Annotated in this window: 18 protein-coding genes; 3 read left to right on the top strand and 15 right to left on the bottom strand. The window is 69.6% G+C overall.

Annotated elements, in window-relative coordinates:
• Positions 1-37 precede the first annotated feature (37 nt).
• From ACGF1Z_RS24205 to ACGF1Z_RS24195, 3 genes are all read left to right on the top strand, one after another.
• Positions 38-1,237 carry a sensor histidine kinase gene (locus ACGF1Z_RS24205; RefSeq protein ID WP_393007272.1) on the top strand — a complete coding sequence of 400 codons (1,200 nt, stop codon included), beginning with the start codon at positions 38-40 and terminating at the stop codon, positions 1,235-1,237.
• On the top strand, positions 1,234-1,872 hold the full coding sequence (locus tag ACGF1Z_RS24200) for a response regulator (protein WP_393007270.1): 639 nt from the start codon (positions 1,234-1,236) through the stop codon (positions 1,870-1,872). Before ACGF1Z_RS24205 ends, ACGF1Z_RS24200 begins: the two co-directional genes overlap by 4 nt.
• Positions 1,873-1,994: 122 nt before the next feature.
• Positions 1,995-3,845 carry a glycosyl hydrolase family 18 protein gene (locus tag ACGF1Z_RS24195; protein ID WP_393007268.1) on the top strand — a complete coding sequence of 617 codons (1,851 nt, stop codon included), beginning with the start codon at positions 1,995-1,997 and terminating at the stop codon, positions 3,843-3,845.
• Positions 3,846-3,962: 117 nt separating this feature from the next.
• On the opposite strand, the gene ACGF1Z_RS24190 is transcribed toward ACGF1Z_RS24195, so the two are convergent.
• From ACGF1Z_RS24190 to prmC, 15 genes are all read right to left on the bottom strand, one after another.
• The gene (locus tag ACGF1Z_RS24190; RefSeq protein WP_393007844.1) at positions 3,963-4,409 is read right to left on the bottom strand and encodes a DUF2550 domain-containing protein; all 447 of its coding nucleotides are present in this window, start codon (positions 4,407-4,409) and stop codon (positions 3,963-3,965) included.
• A 145-nt stretch (positions 4,410-4,554) separates the two neighbouring features.
• Positions 4,555-4,929 (bottom strand): F0F1 ATP synthase subunit epsilon, encoded by a 375-nt coding sequence (locus ACGF1Z_RS24185; protein WP_359523352.1) that lies wholly within the window; start codon positions 4,927-4,929, stop codon positions 4,555-4,557.
• A gap of 113 nt (positions 4,930-5,042) precedes the next feature.
• Positions 5,043-6,482 carry a F0F1 ATP synthase subunit beta gene (atpD, locus tag ACGF1Z_RS24180; protein WP_393007265.1) on the bottom strand — a complete coding sequence of 480 codons (1,440 nt, stop codon included), beginning with the start codon at positions 6,480-6,482 and terminating at the stop codon, positions 5,043-5,045.
• On the bottom strand, positions 6,482-7,399 hold the full coding sequence (locus ACGF1Z_RS24175; RefSeq protein WP_393007263.1) for a F0F1 ATP synthase subunit gamma: 918 nt from the start codon (positions 7,397-7,399) through the stop codon (positions 6,482-6,484). Before ACGF1Z_RS24175 ends, atpD begins: the two co-directional genes overlap by 1 nt.
• Before the next feature lie 20 nt (positions 7,400-7,419).
• Positions 7,420-9,018, bottom strand: a complete 1,599-nt coding sequence (gene atpA / locus ACGF1Z_RS24170) for a F0F1 ATP synthase subunit alpha (protein ID WP_365338260.1) — start codon at positions 9,016-9,018, stop codon at positions 7,420-7,422.
• Between the two features lie 131 nt (positions 9,019-9,149).
• Entirely contained in the window at positions 9,150-9,965 is an 816-nt protein-coding gene (locus ACGF1Z_RS24165; protein WP_393007261.1) for a F0F1 ATP synthase subunit delta, read from the bottom strand.
• Positions 9,962-10,507 carry a F0F1 ATP synthase subunit B gene (locus ACGF1Z_RS24160; RefSeq protein ID WP_365338264.1) on the bottom strand — a complete coding sequence of 182 codons (546 nt, stop codon included), beginning with the start codon at positions 10,505-10,507 and terminating at the stop codon, positions 9,962-9,964. Before ACGF1Z_RS24160 ends, ACGF1Z_RS24165 begins: the two co-directional genes overlap by 4 nt.
• A gap of 41 nt (positions 10,508-10,548) precedes the next feature.
• Entirely contained in the window at positions 10,549-10,782 is a 234-nt protein-coding gene (gene atpE, locus ACGF1Z_RS24155; RefSeq protein WP_010474382.1) for an ATP synthase F0 subunit C, read from the bottom strand.
• Between the two features lie 90 nt (positions 10,783-10,872).
• Positions 10,873-11,682, bottom strand: a complete 810-nt coding sequence (gene atpB, locus ACGF1Z_RS24150) for a F0F1 ATP synthase subunit A (protein ID WP_393007258.1) — start codon at positions 11,680-11,682, stop codon at positions 10,873-10,875.
• A gap of 225 nt (positions 11,683-11,907) precedes the next feature.
• Positions 11,908-12,321 carry a hypothetical protein gene (locus tag ACGF1Z_RS24145; RefSeq protein ID WP_393007255.1) on the bottom strand — a complete coding sequence of 138 codons (414 nt, stop codon included), beginning with the start codon at positions 12,319-12,321 and terminating at the stop codon, positions 11,908-11,910.
• Positions 12,322-12,582: 261 nt separating this feature from the next.
• Positions 12,583-13,881: an MraY family glycosyltransferase gene (locus tag ACGF1Z_RS24140; RefSeq protein WP_393007253.1), complete on the bottom strand. Its 1,299-nt coding sequence runs from the start codon at positions 13,879-13,881 to the stop codon at positions 12,583-12,585.
• 107 nt (positions 13,882-13,988) lie between these two features.
• On the bottom strand, positions 13,989-15,236 hold the full coding sequence (glyA, locus tag ACGF1Z_RS24135) for a serine hydroxymethyltransferase (protein ID WP_393007251.1): 1,248 nt from the start codon (positions 15,234-15,236) through the stop codon (positions 13,989-13,991).
• A gap of 325 nt (positions 15,237-15,561) precedes the next feature.
• Positions 15,562-16,215 (bottom strand): protein-tyrosine-phosphatase, encoded by a 654-nt coding sequence (locus ACGF1Z_RS24130; RefSeq protein ID WP_393007249.1) that lies wholly within the window; start codon positions 16,213-16,215, stop codon positions 15,562-15,564.
• Entirely contained in the window at positions 16,212-16,859 is a 648-nt protein-coding gene (locus tag ACGF1Z_RS24125; RefSeq protein WP_393007247.1) for an L-threonylcarbamoyladenylate synthase, read from the bottom strand. The genes ACGF1Z_RS24130 and ACGF1Z_RS24125 overlap by 4 nt, the downstream gene beginning before the upstream one ends.
• Before the next feature lie 34 nt (positions 16,860-16,893).
• Positions 16,894-17,739 carry a peptide chain release factor N(5)-glutamine methyltransferase gene (gene prmC / locus ACGF1Z_RS24120; RefSeq protein WP_393007245.1) on the bottom strand — a complete coding sequence of 282 codons (846 nt, stop codon included), beginning with the start codon at positions 17,737-17,739 and terminating at the stop codon, positions 16,894-16,896.
• Positions 17,740-17,763: the final 24 nt, after the last annotated feature.

Genomic DNA, 17,763 nt, shown 5'->3' with positions numbered 1-17,763 from the left:
TGACGCCGGGCCCGGTCGCCCGGTGTTGGATGGGGACGTGCGCCTCCCCCGACCCCACCGCCACGATCTGCTGATCGCCTCCATCGGCCTGGCCGGCGGCCTGATCCTGTGGTCCTTCGGCATCTACGTGACCGGCGACGACCGGATCGTCGGGGAGCGCTGGGCCACGCTGATCCCGCTGGTGGTCATGTCGGCCACGGAGGCGTTGCGCCGCACCGCACCGCGCACCGCGCTGCTCGTGGGCACCCTGGCCATCGCCGCGGACCAGTTCACCCAGGGCAACCTGGCCACCGTCCTCATGTTCACGGACGTGGTCTACGCCTCCGTGGTGTACGGGACGCCCGCCTCCGCCCGGCGCATCCCGTACACGACCGGTCTCGTCACCGTCGCGATCACGGCGGCGCTGCTGATCTGGTGGCAGAACGCGCTCGCGCTGCTCGTGGGTGTGCTCTCGGGCATGCTCTCCTTCCTGCCGGCCCTCACCGGCGCCATCGTGCGCAATCACCGCGAGGCCGCCGAGGCGGCGACGCTGCGGGCCGAGCAGACGGCACTGCTGGCCGAGATGGACCGGGCGCAGGCGGTCGTGGCCGAACGGGCCCGGATGGCCCGCGAGTTGCACGACATGGTCGCCAACCACCTCTCGGCGATCGCCATCCACTCCACCGCCGCGCTGTCGATCGACGAGGAGGCGACCACCCGGCAGGCGCTGACCGTGATCCGGGAGAACAGCGTGGCGGGGCTCGCCGAGATGCGGCGGCTGATCGGGCTGCTCCGGGACAGCGGCGGCGACGCCGAGCCGGCGGCCGTGCCCCGGCTCTCGGGCCTGGAGGCACTGATCGCCCAGGCCCGCACCAACGGGGCGTCGAGCGGCCTGACGTTCGCCCTCGACGACACCCGTGCGGAGACCGCCGAGCAGCTGCCCGCGCCCGTCGAGCTCGCCGCGTACCGGATCGTGCAGGAGTCGCTGACGAACGCCCTCAAGCACGCCCCGGCCGGTGCGGTCACGGTGTCCTTGGCCCGCGACGCACGGGCCCTCACGGTGCGGGTGACGAGCCCCTTCGGGGACCGCCCCGGGCCGCGCGCGCCGGGCTCGGGGGCCGGCCTCGTGGGCATGCGGGAGCGCGTGCAGCTGCTCGGCGGGACGTTCGAGGCGGGGCCGGTCCCGGACGGGGACGACAGGAAGATCTGGCAGGTGCGGGCCGTGCTGCCCGCCGAGGAGAGGACACCGGAGGCATGACGATCCGGATCGTGGTCGCCGAGGACCAGAGCGCGGTACGCGCCGGGCTCGTGCTGATCCTGGGCAGCGCGTCCGACATCGAGGTGGTGGGCGAGGCCGCCGACGGGGAGCGCGCGGTGGAGCTGGCCCGCGAACTGCGCCCGGACCTGGTCCTGATGGACGTGCAGATGCCGAAACTGGACGGGGTGTCGGCGACCCGCCAGGTGGTGGCGGAGGGGCTCGCGGACGTCCTGGTGCTGACCACCTTCGACCTGGACGCGTACGTGTTCGGGGCGCTGCGCGCGGGCGCGGCGGGCTTCCTGCTGAAGAACACGGACGCGAAGGACCTGTTGGAGGCGGTGCGGACGGTGGCCCGCGGCGAGGGGCTGATCGCCCCGGCGGTGACCCGGCGGCTGATCGCCGAGTTCGCCGCGCCGAGCCGGCCGGCCCCGCCCTCGGGGGTGCTCGACGCGCTGACGCCCCGGGAGCGCGAGGTGCTCGCGGCGCTCGGCGCGGGACTCTCCAACGCGGAGATCGCGACCCGTCTGGAGATGGCGGAGGCGACCGTGAAGACCCACGTGTCGAAGGTGCTGGGCAAGCTCGAGCTGCGGTCACGGGTGCAAGCCGCGGTGCTCGCACGGGATTTGGGGGTCTGAGGGGAGAGCGACGACGAAGGTCTGGACCTCTTGACGATTGGTCCAGACCTTCCTACGCTCGCGGGGCGCGCGCACCTTCACGGACCACCCCCACCAGACCGTCCGCAACTTGAGGAGCACCGTTGAGCACTCAAGCACCGACGCGCAGAACAGGGTTGAGACGCCGGGCCGCCGCCGGCCTCACCGCCCTCGCGCTGCCCCTGGCGGCCATGATCGGCCTCGCGGCCCCGGCGGAGGCCGCCACCTCCGCGACCGCCACGTACACCAAGACCCAGGACTGGGGCTCCGGCTTCGAAGGCAAGTGGACGGTGAAGAACACCGGCACCACGACCCTCTCCTCCTGGACCGTCGAATGGGACTTCCCCGCCGGCACCGCGGTCACCTCCGCCTGGGACGCCACCGTCACCGGCTCCGGCACCCACTGGACCGGTAAGAACGTCGGCTGGAACGGCACCCTCGCCCCCGGCGCCACCATCTCCTTCGGCTTCAACGGCACGGGCTCCGGCTCACCCTCCGGCTGCAAGGTGAACGGCGGCTCCTGCGACGGCTCCACCCAGCCGGGCGACAACGCACCGTCCGCTCCGGGCACCCCGGTCGCCTCGAACATCACCGACACCTCGGCGAAGCTGACCTGGACCGCCGCCACCGACGACAAGGGCGTCAAGAACTACGACGTCAAGCGGGACGGCAGCACGGTCGCCACGGTCACCGGACTGACGTACACCGACAACGCCCTGACCGCGGGCACCGACTACACGTACACGGTCGTCGCCCGCGACACCGCCGACCAGACCGGCCCCGCCAGCGGCTCCGTCGGAGTCCGCACCACCGGCGGCGGCGGAGGCAACCCACAGCCCGGCAACACGGTGAAGATGGGCTACTTCACCAACTGGGGCGTCTACGGGCGCAATTACCACGTCAAGAACATCGTGACCTCCGGCTCCGCGGCCAAGATCACCCACATCAACTACGCCTTCGGCAACGTCACCGGCGGCAAGTGCACCATCGGCGACTCCTACGCCGACTACGACAAGGCCTACACCGCCGACCAGTCCGTCGACGGCGTCGCCGACACCTGGGACCAGCCCCTGCGCGGCAACTTCAACCAGCTGCGCAAGCTGAAGAAGGCCTACCCCAACATCAAGGTCATCTGGTCCTTCGGCGGCTGGACCTGGTCCGGGGGCTTCGGCCAGGCGGTCCAGAACCCGACCGCCTTCGCCCAGTCCTGCTACGACCTCGTGGAGGACCCGCGCTGGGCCGACGTCTTCGACGGCATCGACCTCGACTGGGAGTACCCGAACGCGTGCGGCCTGTCCTGTGACACCAGCGGCCCGAACGCCTTCAAGAACATGATGCAGGCCATGCGCGCCAAGTTCGGCGCCAACGGCATCGTCACCGCGGCCGTCACCGCCGACGCCTCGTCCGGCGGCAAGATCGACGCCACCGACTACGCGGGCGCCGCGCAGTACATGAACTGGTTCAACGTGATGACGTACGACTTCTTCGGCGCCTGGGACGCCAAGGGCCCGACGGCCCCGCACTCCCCGCTGACCTCGTACGCCGGCATCCCGCAGCAGGGCTTCAACTCCGCCGAGGCCATCGCCAAGTTCAAGGCCAAGGGCGTCCCCGCCAACAAGCTGCTGCTCGGCATCGGCTTCTACGGCCGCGGCTGGACCGGCGTCACCCAGTCCGCCCCCGGCGGCACCGCCACCGGACCGGCACAGGGCACCTACGAGCAGGGCATCGAGGACTACAAGGTCCTCAGGAACTCCTGCCCGGCCAACGGCACCGTCGCCGGCACCGCCTACGCCCACTGCGGCACCAACTGGTGGAGCTACGACACCCCCGCCACCGTCACCTCGAAGATGGGCTGGGCCAAGAACCAGGGCCTGGGCGGCGCCTTCTTCTGGGAGTTCAGCGGCGACAGCAGCAACGGCGAGCTCGTCGGCGCCATCAACAGCGGGCTGAACTAGCCCGCACACGGAAGCGGGGACGGCGCAGCACGCCGTCCCCGCTTCCCAGGGCCGATCAGGCCACGTTCACTCTCCCCCAGACTTCGTCCGAGGGCACCCCCACCCAGCGAGGGCCGATCAGGCCACGTTCACACGCTGGCCGGGCGGGGCCGCTTCCAGCCAGGCCAGGAAGCCGGTGAGGGCGTCCTCGCTCATCGCCAGCTCCAGCCGGACACCGCGTACCCGGCAGCCCTGGATGACGGAGTCCGACAGCAGCGCCAGCTCCTCCTCGCCCTCCGGCATCCGGCGCTCCAGGACCTCGATGGCCGAGCGCTCCAGGACCCGCTTGGGACGAGGGGCGTACGAGAAGACACGGAACCAGGCGATCTCGTCGCCGCTGTACCGCGCGACCCCGTACACCCAGCCCTTGCCGCTGGTGTCCGGGGTCTCCGGCACGTTCCAGCGCAGGGAACAGTCAAAGGTGCCGCCGGCCCGCTGGATCAGTCTGCGGCGCAATCCGAAGACGAAGAGCCCGATCACCAGCAGTGCGACGACCAGCCCGCACAGCAGCAGCGCGAGGAACATCTTCACCGACCTCCTCGCCGCTTCCCGTAACCGGTGGACCCGGCCAGACCGAATACAACCTGCATATGCATCGCCTCAGCCGCGGCACGGTCTGGAAGATTCCAGCCGTGCCGCGGCTGAGGGCACAACTCTCGGGCGCGGTCCGCTAGCGGACCGCTACCGCGCGCAGCCGGACCTCGGCGCGCCGCTCGGCGGCGGCGTCCTCGTCCGACTTCGCCCGCTCCAGCGCGCGCTCGGCGCGCTGGGCGTCGATCTCGTCCGCCAGCTCGGCGATCTCCGCGAGCAGAGACAGCTTGTCATCGGCGAAGGAGATGAATCCGCCGTGCACGGCGGCCACGACAGTGCCGCCCTCGCTCGTACGGATGGTCACCGGGCCCGACTCCAGCACACCCAGCAGCGGCTGGTGACCGGGCATGACGCCGATGTCGCCGGAGGTGGTACGCGCGATGACCAGGGTGGCCTCGCCGGACCAGACACTCCGGTCCGCAGCGACCAGCTCGACGTGCAGCTCAGCAGCCAAGGTTGGCTCCTCGGGTCACCACCCGGCGGTGCTGCCGGGTGTTGGGATCAATTCTAGTGGGCGTGACGAGGGGGGCGGGACCGATCCCGCCCCCCTCAAGGCGAGCACGGGGCTCAGGAGACGCCGAGCTCCTTGGCGTTCTTCTTGAGGTCCTCGAGACCACCACACATGAAGAAGGCCTGCTCCGGGAAGTGGTCGAACTCACCGTCGCAGATCGCGTTGAACGCGGCGATCGACTCCTCGAGCGGAACGTCCGAACCGTCCACGCCGGTGAACTGCTTCGCCGCGTGGGTGTTCTGGGACAGGAAGCGCTCGACGCGGCGGGCGCGGTGGACAACGAGCTTGTCCTCCTCGCTCAGCTCGTCGATACCGAGGATCGCGATGATGTCCTGGAGGTCCTTGTACTTCTGCAGGATGCCCTTGACGCGCATGGCGGCGTCGTAGTGGTCCTGCGCGATGTAGCGCGGGTCCAGGATCCGGGACGTGGAGTCCAGCGGGTCCACGGCCGGGTAGATGCCCTTCTCGGAGATCGGACGGGAGAGAACCGTCGTCGCGTCGAGGTGGGCGAAGGTGGTCGCCGGCGCCGGGTCGGTGAGGTCGTCGGCGGGGACGTAGATCGCCTGCATCGAGGTGATCGAGTGACCACGGGTCGAGGTGATGCGCTCCTGGAGGAGACCCATCTCGTCGGCCAGGTTCGGCTGGTAGCCCACCGCGGAGGGCATACGGCCGAGCAGGGTCGACACCTCGGAACCGGCCTGGGTGAAGCGGAAGATGTTGTCGATGAAGAACAGCACGTCCTGCTTCTGCACATCGCGGAAGTACTCCGCCATGGTCAGACCGGCGAGGGCCACGCGCAGACGGGTGCCCGGGGGCTCGTCCATCTGGCCGAAGACCAGCGCTGTCTTGTCGAGAACGCCGGCCTCCTCCATCTCGACCATGAGGTCGTTGCCCTCACGGGTGCGCTCGCCGACGCCCGCGAAGACCGACACACCCTCGTGCAGCTTCGCCACACGCATGATCATTTCCTGGATCAGAACGGTCTTGCCGACACCGGCACCACCGAACAGACCGATCTTTCCACCCTTGACGTACGGGGTGAGAAGGTCGACGACCTTCAGGCCGGTCTCGAACATCTCGGTCTTGGACTCGAGCTGGTCGAAGGCCGGGGCCTTGCGGTGGATCGCCCAGCGGTCGGCGGACGCGACCGTGGAGGGGTCCTCGTTGAGGACCTCGCCCAGGGTGTTGAACACCTTGCCCTTGGTGACGTCACCGACGGGGACCGTGATGGCCGAGCCCGTGTCGGTCACCGGGGCCTGGCGGACCAGACCGTCGGTGGGCTGCATCGAGATGGTGCGGACCATGCCGTCACCGAGGTGCTGCGCGACCTCGAGGGTCAGCGTCTTGGTGCCCTCACCGGACGGGTCCGGCACCTCGACGTTCAGCGCGTTGTAGATCTCCGGCATCGCGTCGACGGAGAACTCCACGTCGACGACCGGGCCGATGACCCGGGCGACGCGGCCCGTGGCGGCGGCCGTCTCAACAGTGGTCGTCATTACTTGTCACTCCCCGCGGTCGCGTCGGCCAGGGCAGCAGTGCCACCGACGATCTCGCTGATTTCCTGGGTGATGTCGGCCTGGCGGGCCGCGTTGGCAAGTCGGGTGAGGTTGGTGATCAGCTCACCCGCGTTGTCGGTCGCCGACTTCATCGCGCGCCGCGTGGCGGCGTGCTTCGAGGCCGAGGACTGAAGCAGCGCGTTGTAGATCCGGCTCTCGACGTAGCGCGGCAGGAGGGCGTCGAGGACGTCCTCCGCCGACGGCTCGAAGTCGTACAGCGGACGGAGCGTGTCCGACTCGCCGGCCTCCTTCGCGACCTCGTCGAGGCTGAGGGGCAGCAGCCGGGCCTCTACAGCCGTCTGCGTCATCATCGAGATGAACTCGGTGTAGACGATGTGGAGCTCGTCCACACCACCCTCGGCCGTGTCCTTCTCGATCGCCTCGATCAGCGGCTTGCCGATCTTCTTGGCGTCCGCGTACGTCGGCTCGTCCGTGAAGCCGGTCCACGTGTCGGCCAGCTTGCGCTCACGGAAGTTGAAGTGCGCGACGCCACGGCGACCGACGACGTAGATGTCGACCGCCTTGCCCTCGCCCTCGAGCTTCCTGATGAGCTGCTCCGCCGCCTTGATGGCGTTGGAGTTGAAGGCGCCGGCCAGGCCGCGGTCGCTCGTGAGGAGCAGGACCGCGGCGCGGGTCGGGTTCTCCGCCTCGGTGGTCAGCGCGTGCTTGTCGCTCGCCCCCGTGGCCACCGCGGTCACCGCGCGGGTGAGCTCGGTCGCGTACGGAGTCGACGCCTGCACCTTGCGCTGCGCCTTGACGACGCGCGAGGCGGCGATCATCTCCATCGCCTTGGTGATCTTCTTCGTCGCGGTGACGGATTTGATGCGACGCTTGTAGACCCGGAGCTGCGCTCCCATGAGTCAGGTCCCTTCCGTCGTCACTTCGAGACGTTGACGGCGGCGGGAGCGTCCTCGCCGAGCAGCTTGCCGTCAGAGGTCTCGAACTGCTTCTTGAACTCCGCGATCGCGTCGGCGACGGACTGCAGCGTGTCGTCCGACATCTTGCCGCCCTCACGGATGGAGGTCATGAGGCCCGAGTGGTTCTGGCGCAGGTACGCCAGCAGCTCGGCCTCGAAACGGCGGATGTCGGCCACCGGGACGTCGTCCATCTTGCCGGTGGTACCGGCCCAGATCGAGACGACCTGGTTCTCCGTGGGCATCGGCTGGTACTGAGCCTGCTTGAGCAGCTCGACCATGCGCTGACCACGCTCCAGCTGCGACTTCGACGCGGCGTCCAGGTCGGAACCGAAGGCGGCGAACGCCTCGAGCTCACGGAACTGGGCGAGGTCCACGCGGAGGCGGCCGGAGATCTGCTTCATCGCCTTGTGCTGGGCGGAGCCACCGACACGCGAGACCGAGATACCGACGTTCAGGGCCGGACGCTGGCCGGCGTTGAACAGGTCGGACTCCAGGAAGCACTGGCCGTCGGTGATGGAGATGACGTTGGTCGGGATGAACGCCGAGACGTCGTTGGCCTTCGTCTCGACGATCGGCAGACCGGTCATCGAACCGGCACCCAGCTCGTCCGAGAGCTTGGCGCAGCGCTCGAGCAGACGGGAGTGCAGGTAGAAGACGTCACCCGGGTAGGCCTCACGGCCCGGCGGGCGGCGCAGCAGCAGCGACACGGCGCGGTAGGCGTCGGCCTGCTTCGACAGGTCGTCGAAGACGATCAGGACGTGCTTGCCCTGGTACATCCAGTGCTGACCGATGGCCGAACCGGTGTACGGCGCCAGGTACTTGAAGCCGGCCGGGTCGGACGCCGGAGCGGCGACGATGGTCGTGTACTCGAGGGCGCCGGCCTCCTCCAGGGCACCGCGGACCGCGGCGATGGTGGAGCCCTTCTGGCCGACGGCGACGTAGATGCAGCGGACCTGCTTGTTCACGTCGCCCGAGCGCCAGTTGTCACGCTGGTTGATGATCGTGTCGATGCACAGCGCGGTCTTGCCGGTCTGACGGTCACCGATGATCAGCTGACGCTGGCCACGGCCGACCGGGGTCATGGCGTCGACGGCCTTGTAGCCGGTCTCCATCGGCTCGTGGACCGACTTGCGCTGCATGACGCCGGGGGCCTGCAGCTCGAGGGCGCGGCGGCCCTCGGTCGCGATCTCGCCGAGACCGTCGATCGGGTTACCGAGCGGGTCGACGACGCGACCCAGGTAGCCCTCACCGACACCTACGGAGAGGACCTCGCCGGTGCGCTGCACCGACTGACCCTCCTCGATGCCGCTGAACTCGCCGAGGACGATGGCACCGATCTCGCGCTCCTCGAGGTTGAGGGCGAGACCGAGGGTGCCGTCCTCGAACTTCAGCAGCTCGTTCGCCATGGCCGAGGGAAGACCCTCGACCTTCGCGATACCGTCGCCGGCCAGGCTGACCGTGCCGACCTCCTCGCGCGAGGCCGCGTCCGGCTGGTACGACTGGACGAAGTTCTCCAGCGCGTCCCGGATCTCCTCCGGCCGGATCGTGAGCTCCGCCATCTGGGTTCCCTGCTCTCCTTGTTGGGCCCGAAGTTTCTTAAGGGGTCTGGGGGCCGACCCCCAGGAATCTTCTGCAATCTCTGCACGGCCCAACCGGGCCGCTGGTGATGCTTTTTGACTTGTGGCCGAGGTCAGCCGGCCAGTCGCCGGGTCGCCTCGTCGAGGCGCTCGGCGATGGTGCCGTCGATGACCTCGTCGCCCACCCGCACCGTGATCCCGCCGAGGACCGTGGGGTCCACGTCCAGGTTCAGGTGCATCTGGCGGCCGTACAGCTTGGCCAGCACGGCGCCGAGGCGCTGCTTCTGTGCGTCGCTCAGCGGCACCGCCGAGGTGACGACGGCGACCATGCGGTCCCGACGCGCCGCGGCGAGCTTGGACAGGGACTCGAGTCCCGCTTCCAGGCTACGTCCCCGCGGCTGGGTCACCAGACGGACGACCAGGCGCTCGGTGACGGCGTTCGCCTTGCCACCCAGCAGGCTGCTCAGCAGCCCGCCCTTGGCGGAGGCCGTGGCGGTCTTGTCCGTCAGCGCCGAGCGGAGCCCGGGGCTGGAGGAGACGATCCGGCCGAAGCGGAACAGCTCGTCCTCGACGTCGTCGAGGACGCCCGCCTTCTGGGCGGCGGTGAGGTCGGCGATGTTCGCCAGCTCCTCGACACCGTCCACCAGATCACGCGACTGCGACCAGCGCGAGCGGACCATCCCGGAGACCACGTCGACGGCCTCGCCGCCCACCTGACCCGAGAGGAGTCGCTGCGCGAGCGCGGCCTTGGCCTCGCCCGACTGCGCGGGGTCGGTCAGGACCCGGCGCAGCGACACCTCGCGGTGGAGCAGCGCGGTGACCGCGGCCAGCTCGCCGGCGAGCTTCGCCGCGTCGACCGACGTGTTGTCGGTCAGCGCGTCGAGGGCTTCGCGTGCGGCACCCAGTGCCTCGCGGCTCGCTCCGTTCATCGGACGGCCTCGGCCTTCTCCTCGAGCTCGTCGAGGAAACGGTCGATGGTGCGGCTCTGGCGGGCGTGGTCCTCGAGGGACTCACCGACCAGCTTCGCGGCCAGGTCCGTGGCGAGCTTGCCGACGTCCTGACGCAGCGCGGCGGACGCGGCCTTCCGGTCGGCCTCGATCTGGGCGTGGCCGGCGGCGACGATCTCCTCGCGCTGGCGCTGGCCTTCCGCCTTCATCTCCTGGATGATCGCGGTGCCCTGCTCCGTCGCCTCCTGGCGGAGACGCGCGGCTTCGTGGCGGGCCTCGGCGAGCTGAGCCTTGTACTGCTCCAGCACACTCTGAGCCTCGATCTGGGCCGACTCGGCCTTCTCGATGCCACCCTCGATGGCCTCACGACGCTCGTCCAGAACCTTGTTGATGTTCGGGAGGAGCTTCTTGGCGAGGAAGCCGAAGACGATGACGAAGGCGATCAGGCCGATGACGAGCTCGTCGAGATGCGGGATGAGCGGAGGCTGCTCCTCCGCCGCTTCCGCAAGAAGCAGAGCGTTCACATCAGTGCCTTCCGTAAAAAGGGTCGGGCTGTCGGTCCGGCTTACTTGTAGACGAAGCCCATGACGATGCCGATGAGGGCGAGCGCCTCACAGAAGGCGAAACCCATGATCTGGTTGGTACGGATCAGGCCGGCCGCCTCGGGCTGACGGGCGAGGGCCTGGGTGCCGTTACCGAAGATGATGCCGACGCCGACGCCGGGGCCGATGGCCGCGAGGCCGTAGCCGATGGAGGCGACGTTTCCGTTGACAGCGGCGAGAGTCTCGAGAGCGGACATGCCGGTTCTTCCTTCTCTTTCAAGGACCCGGTGGGGGTTGGCCACCGGACGACTGTGGTTAGGGGTGGGTGGTGCTGTCGCCGGGCCGGCTCAGTGGTGCTCGGAGAGCGCGCCCTGGACGTAGCTGCAGGCCAGGAGGACGAAGACGTACGCCTGGACAGCCTGGATGAAGAGCTCGAAGGCGGTCATCACGATGACCATCACGAACGAGGCGCCCGCGTAGACGAAGCCGATGCCGTTCATGAGGTACCAGGTGGCCAGCGAGAACATCACGATCAGCAGGTGACCGGCGAACATGTTCGCGAACAGTCGGACCGCGTGCGTGAAGGGCCGGATGATCAGGTTCGAGAAGAACTCGAGCAGCATGATCAGGGGGAGAATCGCGCCCAGGGACTTGTCGTACCCCAGGATGTTCTTCCAGCCGCCGGCGAAGCCGTGCTTCTTGAACGTCAGCGACACCCAGGTCACGTACACGATCAGCGCGAGGGCCGCCGGGAAGGCGATCAGCGAGGTGACCGGGAACTGGGCGACCGGCACGATCGACCAGAGGTTCATGATCCAGACGAAGAAGAACAGCGACACCATGAAGGGGACGTACTTCTCGCCGTCCTTCTTGCCGATGATCTCGTAGACGATCCCGCGGCGGACGAAGTCGTAGCCGGCCTCGCCGACCATCTGCATCTTGCCCGGGATGAGCTTCGGCTTGTTGAACGCGGCCCAGAAGAAGCCGACGACCACGATCGAGCCCAGGATGGCGAGCAGCATCGGCTTGGTGAACTCGAAGCCGCCCACGGAGAAGATGGGCTCGTACATGAACGTGTGCAGCCCCGGCGCCGGGAAGCCACATCCGGTGAAGATGTGGCAATCCGGGTCGAAGGCAAGCGTCTGGTCAGCACTCACCGCGGGCTCCTTCAGCGTGGCGCATAGGTACGGCAACCTCGTTGTGTCGGCGCGGCACGCAGCCGCGGGTCGGCACTGGACTGGTCTTACGGATAAGGGGGCGGCGGTTCGGCATCGAGCCTCGCGCTGGGACAGGCGCCGCTTCGGATGCCCGCGCCCGCAGTGCCGCAGTTGGCACCGGACGATAGCAGGAAGCCGAACGCGCCTTTATCCCGGCCCTACCCTTCACGACTTCGACCCCGTGTTCTCGGGGTCGACATACATGATCTTGGCCTTCATGTAGGCCCGGGCCTGGGCGGCGACCCACACGATGGTCGTAGCGAGCAGCGTGAAGGCGAAGGCCTTGAAGTCGAACGCCGAGGTGTCCTTCAGCAAGGCCAGGAAGATGAAGAGCACCAGCAGCTGGACCGTGTAGAGCATCAGCCCCATGGCCTGGAACAGCTGCGGGAGCTTCTTCGCCGTCCGCTGCAGAACCACCAGCCCGATACCCATGAAGAGGAGGACCACCGCGGTGCCGACGACGGCGCCGAGCGCGCCCTTGCCACCGGCGACCACACCGCTGACGACCGTGGCGAGAGCGCCTACGGCGGCGGTGGGGACTGCGGTGAGCAGCAGGGTGCGGGCGTCGTTGGACGGCATGGCGGTGTCTCCGCTTGCTGGAGGGGCGATGGTGTCGTCATGGACGAGCGTAAGCCCGGTCCGAGGTGGGTCTCGGGGCCAACGGACCGTCGCACTACGGTCCTTCGGCACTGGCGCCGGGTCTCGTGAACCGTATCACAAACTATTTGAATAGGTCTTTACTCAGAGGGTGTGCCAACTGTCACACGTGAGAGTTACTCCGCGCGTGTGTGCACGCCGGCGAGGCGGGTTGTCGGGTATTGGCCCCGGATGGGGCTTTCGTCAACCGCGCGCCCCGGCCTTACTCCGGTCGGAGAACCGCGAACGGTGACCGATGGCGGTCGCCCCGTTGACCCCGGCCGGGACGGGCACCTTCTCCTCCTCGACGGCCGGCTCCGGTTCGGGAGCCGGCCTGCGGCGCCGGTAGCGCGGCGGGACGACCGCCTCCGCCCAGCGCGGGGCTCGCGGGGTGAACCGCGGCAGCAGGAGCAGCACCAGACCGACCGCGCTCAGGAAGACCACGGCGAGGACGATCCACATCGACGTCGAGTGCACCGAGTAGGCCAGCGTGCCGAAGGCGATGAGCGCCGACCAGAAGTACATGATCAGCACGGCACGGCTGTGCGAGTGCCCGATCTCCAGGAGCCGGTGGTGCAGGTGGCCGCGGTCCGCAGCGAACGGCGACTGGCCCTTCCACGTACGGCGCACGATCGCCAGCACCAGGTCCGCCATGGGGATCGCGATGATGGTCAGCGGCAGCAGCAGCGGGATGAAGACCGGCAGGGCCGCGTGCGTGGCCGCCTTCGTCGAACCCTCGAAGATCTTCAGCGCGTCCGGGTCGACCTGTCCCGTGATGGAGATGGCCGAGGCCGCCAGGATCAGACCGATCAGCATCGAGCCGGAGTCGCCCATGAAGATCCGCGCCGGGTGCATGTTGTGCGGCAGGAAGCCCAGGCACATGCCCATGAGGATCGCGGCGAACAGGGTCGCGGGGGCGGCCGCCTCGATCGTGTAGCCGAACCAGATCCGGTACGCGTAGAGGAAGAAGGCCGCGGCGGCGATGCACACCATGCCGGCGGCGAGGCCGTCGAGGCCGTCGACGAAGTTCACGGCGTTGATGGTGAGCACGACCAGCGCGACGGTGAGCAGGGTGCCCTGCCACTGCGTGAGCGCGACCGTGCCGACGCCCGGGATCGGCAGCCACAGGATCGTCAGACCCTGCATCACCATCACGCCGGCGGAGATCATCTGCGCGCCGAGCTTGATCAGCGCGTCCAGTTCGAACTTGTCATCGAGGACGCCGATCAGCCAGATCAGGGCCGCACCGGAGAGCAGCGCCCGTGGCTCGTTGGACAGCTCGAAGACGCTGCTGAGGTTCTGCAGGTGGTCGGCGACGAGCAGTCCCGCGCACAGGCCGAAGAACATGGCGATGCCACCGAGCCGCGGAGTCGGTTCTCGGTGTACGTCGCGGGCACGGATCTCCGGCATCGCCCCGGTCGCGATGGCGAACTTCCGCACCGGACCGGTGAGCAGATAGGTCACCGCGGCCGTGACACAGAGCGTCAGCAGGTAATCACGCACGGGCTGCCCCACAGGAATCGCTGGCCATCTCAGCCCCACACCCTAGCCGGGCCGTCCCCCTGGTTGAGGACACCCGGGTGACCCGAACGGTTGCGGAGGGGTCCTCATCAGCTGCCATACGGGGGAAATCGCCCGGCGAGTTCGCGTACTTCCGCGCGTACCCGGGCCGTCTCCTCCGCGTCGTCCCGCAGCGCGGAGGTGAACAGCGCGGCGATCCGCGCGAGCTCCGGCGCCCCCATGCCCTGGGTCGTGACGGCCGCCGTGCCGAGCCGGAGGCCCCGCCCGTCCCCGTACGGCAGCGCGCAGGTGTCGAGCACCATGCCGGCGGCGGCGAGCCGGGAGCGGGCGGACCGTCCGTCGACACCGAGCGGAGCCGGATCGGCGGTGATGAGATGCGTGTCCGTCCCGCCGGTGGTCAGCGCGAAACCCTCGGCGGCGAGTGCGGCGGCGAGGACGCGGGCGTTCTCGACCACCTGATGGGCGTACGCGGTGAAGGCCGGGGTGGACGCCTCCCCGAAGGCGACGGCCTTGGCGGCGATGGTGTGCATCTGCGCACCGCCCTGGGTGAAGGGGAACACGGCCCGGTCCACCCGCTCGGCGAACTCCGCCCCGCACAGGATCAGCCCGCCGCGGGGACCGCGCAGCACCTTGTGGGTGGTGCCGCAGACCACGTCCGCGTACGGGACGGGGTTGGGAGCGGCCCCTCCGGCGACGAGTCCGAGGGGGTGGGCGGCGTCGGCGATGAGATAGGCGCCGACCTCGTCGGCGATGTCGCGGAAGATCCCGTAGTCCAGGTGCCGCGGATACGAGATGGACCCGCAGACGATCGCCTTCGGCCGGTGGTGCCGGGCCAGCGCGGCGACCTGCTCGTAGTCGACGAGCCCCGTCTCGGCGTCCACGCCGTACGGGACGAAGTCGAACCAGCGCCCGGAGAAGTTCGCCGGCGAGCCGTGCGTGAGGTGCCCGCCGTACGCGAGCCCCATGGCCAGCACGGTGTCCCCGGGCCGCAGCAGCGCGGCGTAGGCGGCCAGCACGGCCGAGGAGCCGGAATGCGGCTGCACGTTCGCGTGCTCGGCCCCGAACAGCGAGGTCGCCCGCTCGACGGCGATCCGCTCCACGGCGTCGGCGTACTCGCAGCCACCGTGGTAGCGCGATCCCGGATACCCCTCGGCGTACTTGTTGGCGAGCTGCGACCCGAGCACGGCGAGCACGGCCGGCGAGGTGAAGTTCTCGGCGGCGATCAGCTGCAGGCTGTCCCCCTGCCGCCGCGCCTCACCGAGCAGCACGTCGGCGACCTGGGGATCCTGCCGGCGCAGGACGTCGAGCTCGTCTTGGGGAGGCGCGGTCACGGGCATGGGGGCACTCCGAGCGGTGAGTATGACCAGAAACCCACTGTAGGCACGCAGAACCGCCCCCGCTCCCCCAGTGACCCACCCGGACCACCCGGGGCGGGAAACCCCGCCGAGACGCCCAGGGAACACCCTGAGGAGGCTGCTCCGCCGCGCGGCGGAGCGGCCCGCTCAACGCCGCGCCGGCACCCCCGTCAGGGCCGTCACCACCGGGTCCAGCGCCTGCTGGAACCCCACTCCCGACGCACCCCTCGCACGCCTCGGCCCCGGGGGGCCTCACCGGCATCGGCCCGCTGCGCCGGACTCCGTCCGCCGAACACGGACGGAACCCTCACCGCCGCGCCGGCACCCCCGTCAGGGCCGTCACCACGGGGTCCAGCGCCTGCTGGATCTCCTCGCCGATCGAGCGGAAGAACGTGATCGGGGCCCCGTACGGATCGTTCACCTCGTCCGCCTCCGCCGACGGGGCCAGGAGCCACCCGCGTAGAGCGGCGGCGGCGCGCACCAGGGCGCGGGCGCGGTCGACCGTGCCGTGGGCGCCCTTCGGGTCGGGAAGCGTGGCCGGATCTATGGCGCGGACGAGCCGGGTGAACTCCTTCAGGGTGAAGGTGCGCAGGCCCGCCGAGTGGCCCATCGAGATGACCTGCGCGCGGTGGTCGCGGGTCGCGGTGAGCACCAGGTCGGCACGGATGACGTGCTCGTCGAGGAGCTCGCGGCCCATGAAGCCGCTGAAGTCCGCGCCGAAGTCCGCGAGCACCAGTTCCGCGTTGGTCTCCATCGGGGCACCCTCGTGGCCCCAGGTGCCCGCGCTCTCCACGATCAGGCCGCCGCCCAGGGGGTCCCCCAGGCGGTCGATCAGGGCATGGCGGGTCAGCCGCTCGGTGATCGGCGAGCGGCAGACGTTGCCGGTGCTGACGTGGAGGATGCGGAAGGTACTGCCGTCGTGCTCGTGCCCCGCTATGCCACGCCCCTCAGGGGCGGTCAATTCGCCACCTCGAGGTCGGGTACCACCTTCCGGAGCTCCTCCGCGGAAAGCGCGCCTTCACGCAGCAGCACGGGGACCTTGCCCGTCACGTCGACGATGGACGACGGGACGATGCCCGGCGTGGGCCCGCCGTCGAGGTAGACGGAGACGGAGTCGCCGAGCATGCCCTGCGCCGCGTCGCAGTCCTCCGGGGACGGGTGCCCGGTCAGGTTCGCCGAGGACACGGCCATCGGGCCGACCTCGGTGAGCAGCTCGATGGCGACCGGGTGCAGCGGCATCCGGATCGCGACGGTGCCGCGGGTGTCGCCCAGGTCCCACTGCAGGGACGGCTGGTGCTTGGTCACCAGCGTCAGCGCACCCGGCCAGAACGCGTCGACGAGCTCCCACGCCATCTCGGAGAAGTCCGTGACCAGGCCGTGGAGGGTGTTCGGGGAGCCGATGAGGACGGGCGTGGGCATGTTGCGGCCCCGCCCCTTGGCGGCGAGGAGGTCCGCGACGGCCTCCGAGCCGAAGGCGTCCGCCCCGATCCCGTACACCGTGTCGGTGGGAAGCACGACCAGCTCGCCGCGGCGTACGGCGGACGCGGCCTCACGCAGACCCGTCGCCCGGTCCGTCGCCTCGTTGCAGTCGTATCGCCGAGCCATCAGTCCCGGTCCTCCTCGTACACGTCGTGCCTGGTCATGGTGTGGCCTTGCGGGCGGTCGCGAAGCGCGGCCGGTTGTTCAGGTCGGGGTGGTCGGCGGCGTCGGTCCAGCCGGCCTCCTCGTTGAAGATCCACGGCACCTGGCCGCCCTGGGTGTCCGCGTGCTCGATGACGACGAGCCCGCCCGGCCGCAGCAGCCGGTGAGCGGTGCGTTCGATGCCCCGGATCGTGTCGAGGCCGTCCTCGCCGGAGAAGAGGGCCATCTCCGGGTCGTGGTCGCGGGCCTCGGGAGCCACGTACTCCCACTCGGTGAGCGGGATGTACGGCGGGTTGGAGATGACCAGGTCGACCTGTCCGTCGAGTTCCGGCAGCGCGCTCAGCGCGTCGCCCTGGTGGACGGTGACGCGCGAGCCCTCGGCGTTCTTCCGGGTCCACACCAGCGCGTCGTCGGAGAGCTCCACCGCGTGCACGCGCGAGCGCGGCACCTCCTGGGCCATGGCGAGCGCGATGGCGCCGGAGCCGGTGCACAGGTCGACGATGAGGGGCTCGACGACGTCCATGGCCCGTACGGCGTCTATGGCCCAGCCGACGACCGACTCGGTCTCGGGGCGGGGCACGAAGACGCCGGGGCCGACCTGCAGCTCCAGGTAGCGGAAGAAGGCCCGGCCGGTGATGTGCTGGAGCGGCTCGCGCGCCTCGCGGCGCGCGATGGCCTCCCAGTAGCGGGCGTCGAAGTCCACGTCCTTGACGTTGTGCAGCTCCCCCCGCTTGACGCCGTGCACGAACGCGGCGAGCTCCTCGGCGTCGAAACGCGGTGAGGGAACGCCGGCGTCGGCCAGCCGCTGGGTGGCCTGGGCCACCTCGGCAAGCAGCAGGTTCACGCTGGTCCTCCGTGGTGCGGGTGG

Origin of the sequence: Streptomyces sp. NPDC048018, assembly GCF_043202995.1 — a bacterium.
Classification (GTDB): Bacteria; Actinomycetota; Actinomycetes; order Streptomycetales; family Streptomycetaceae; genus Streptomyces.
The sequence above is the reverse complement of the archived record's forward strand: the minus strand, read 5'-3'. Positions and strand labels throughout refer to the sequence as shown.

Excerpts from the sequence above, each read along its gene's own strand:
- ACGF1Z_RS24145 (WP_393007255.1), bottom strand. The coding sequence starts at position 12,321 with ATGCCGTCCAACGACGCCCGCACCCTGCTGCTCACCGCAGTCCCCACC.
- atpD (WP_393007265.1), bottom strand. The coding sequence starts at position 6,482 with ATGACGACCACTGTTGAGACGGCCGCCGCCACGGGCCGCGTCGCCCGG.
- ACGF1Z_RS24200 (WP_393007270.1), top strand. The coding sequence starts at position 1,234 with ATGACGATCCGGATCGTGGTCGCCGAGGACCAGAGCGCGGTACGCGCC.
- glyA (WP_393007251.1), bottom strand. The coding sequence starts at position 15,236 with ATGCCCGTGACCGCGCCTCCCCAAGACGAGCTCGACGTCCTGCGCCGG.
- atpE (WP_010474382.1), bottom strand. The coding sequence starts at position 10,782 with ATGTCCGCTCTCGAGACTCTCGCCGCTGTCAACGGAAACGTCGCCTCC.
- ACGF1Z_RS24190 (WP_393007844.1), bottom strand. The coding sequence starts at position 4,409 with ATGTTCCTCGCGCTGCTGCTGTGCGGGCTGGTCGTCGCACTGCTGGTG.
- ACGF1Z_RS24175 (WP_393007263.1), bottom strand. The coding sequence starts at position 7,399 with ATGGGAGCGCAGCTCCGGGTCTACAAGCGTCGCATCAAATCCGTCACC.
- ACGF1Z_RS24125 (WP_393007247.1), bottom strand. The coding sequence starts at position 16,859 with ATGGCTCGGCGATACGACTGCAACGAGGCGACGGACCGGGCGACGGGT.
- ACGF1Z_RS24165 (WP_393007261.1), bottom strand. The coding sequence starts at position 9,965 with ATGAACGGAGCGAGCCGCGAGGCACTGGGTGCCGCACGCGAAGCCCTC.
- atpA (WP_365338260.1), bottom strand. The coding sequence starts at position 9,018 with ATGGCGGAGCTCACGATCCGGCCGGAGGAGATCCGGGACGCGCTGGAG.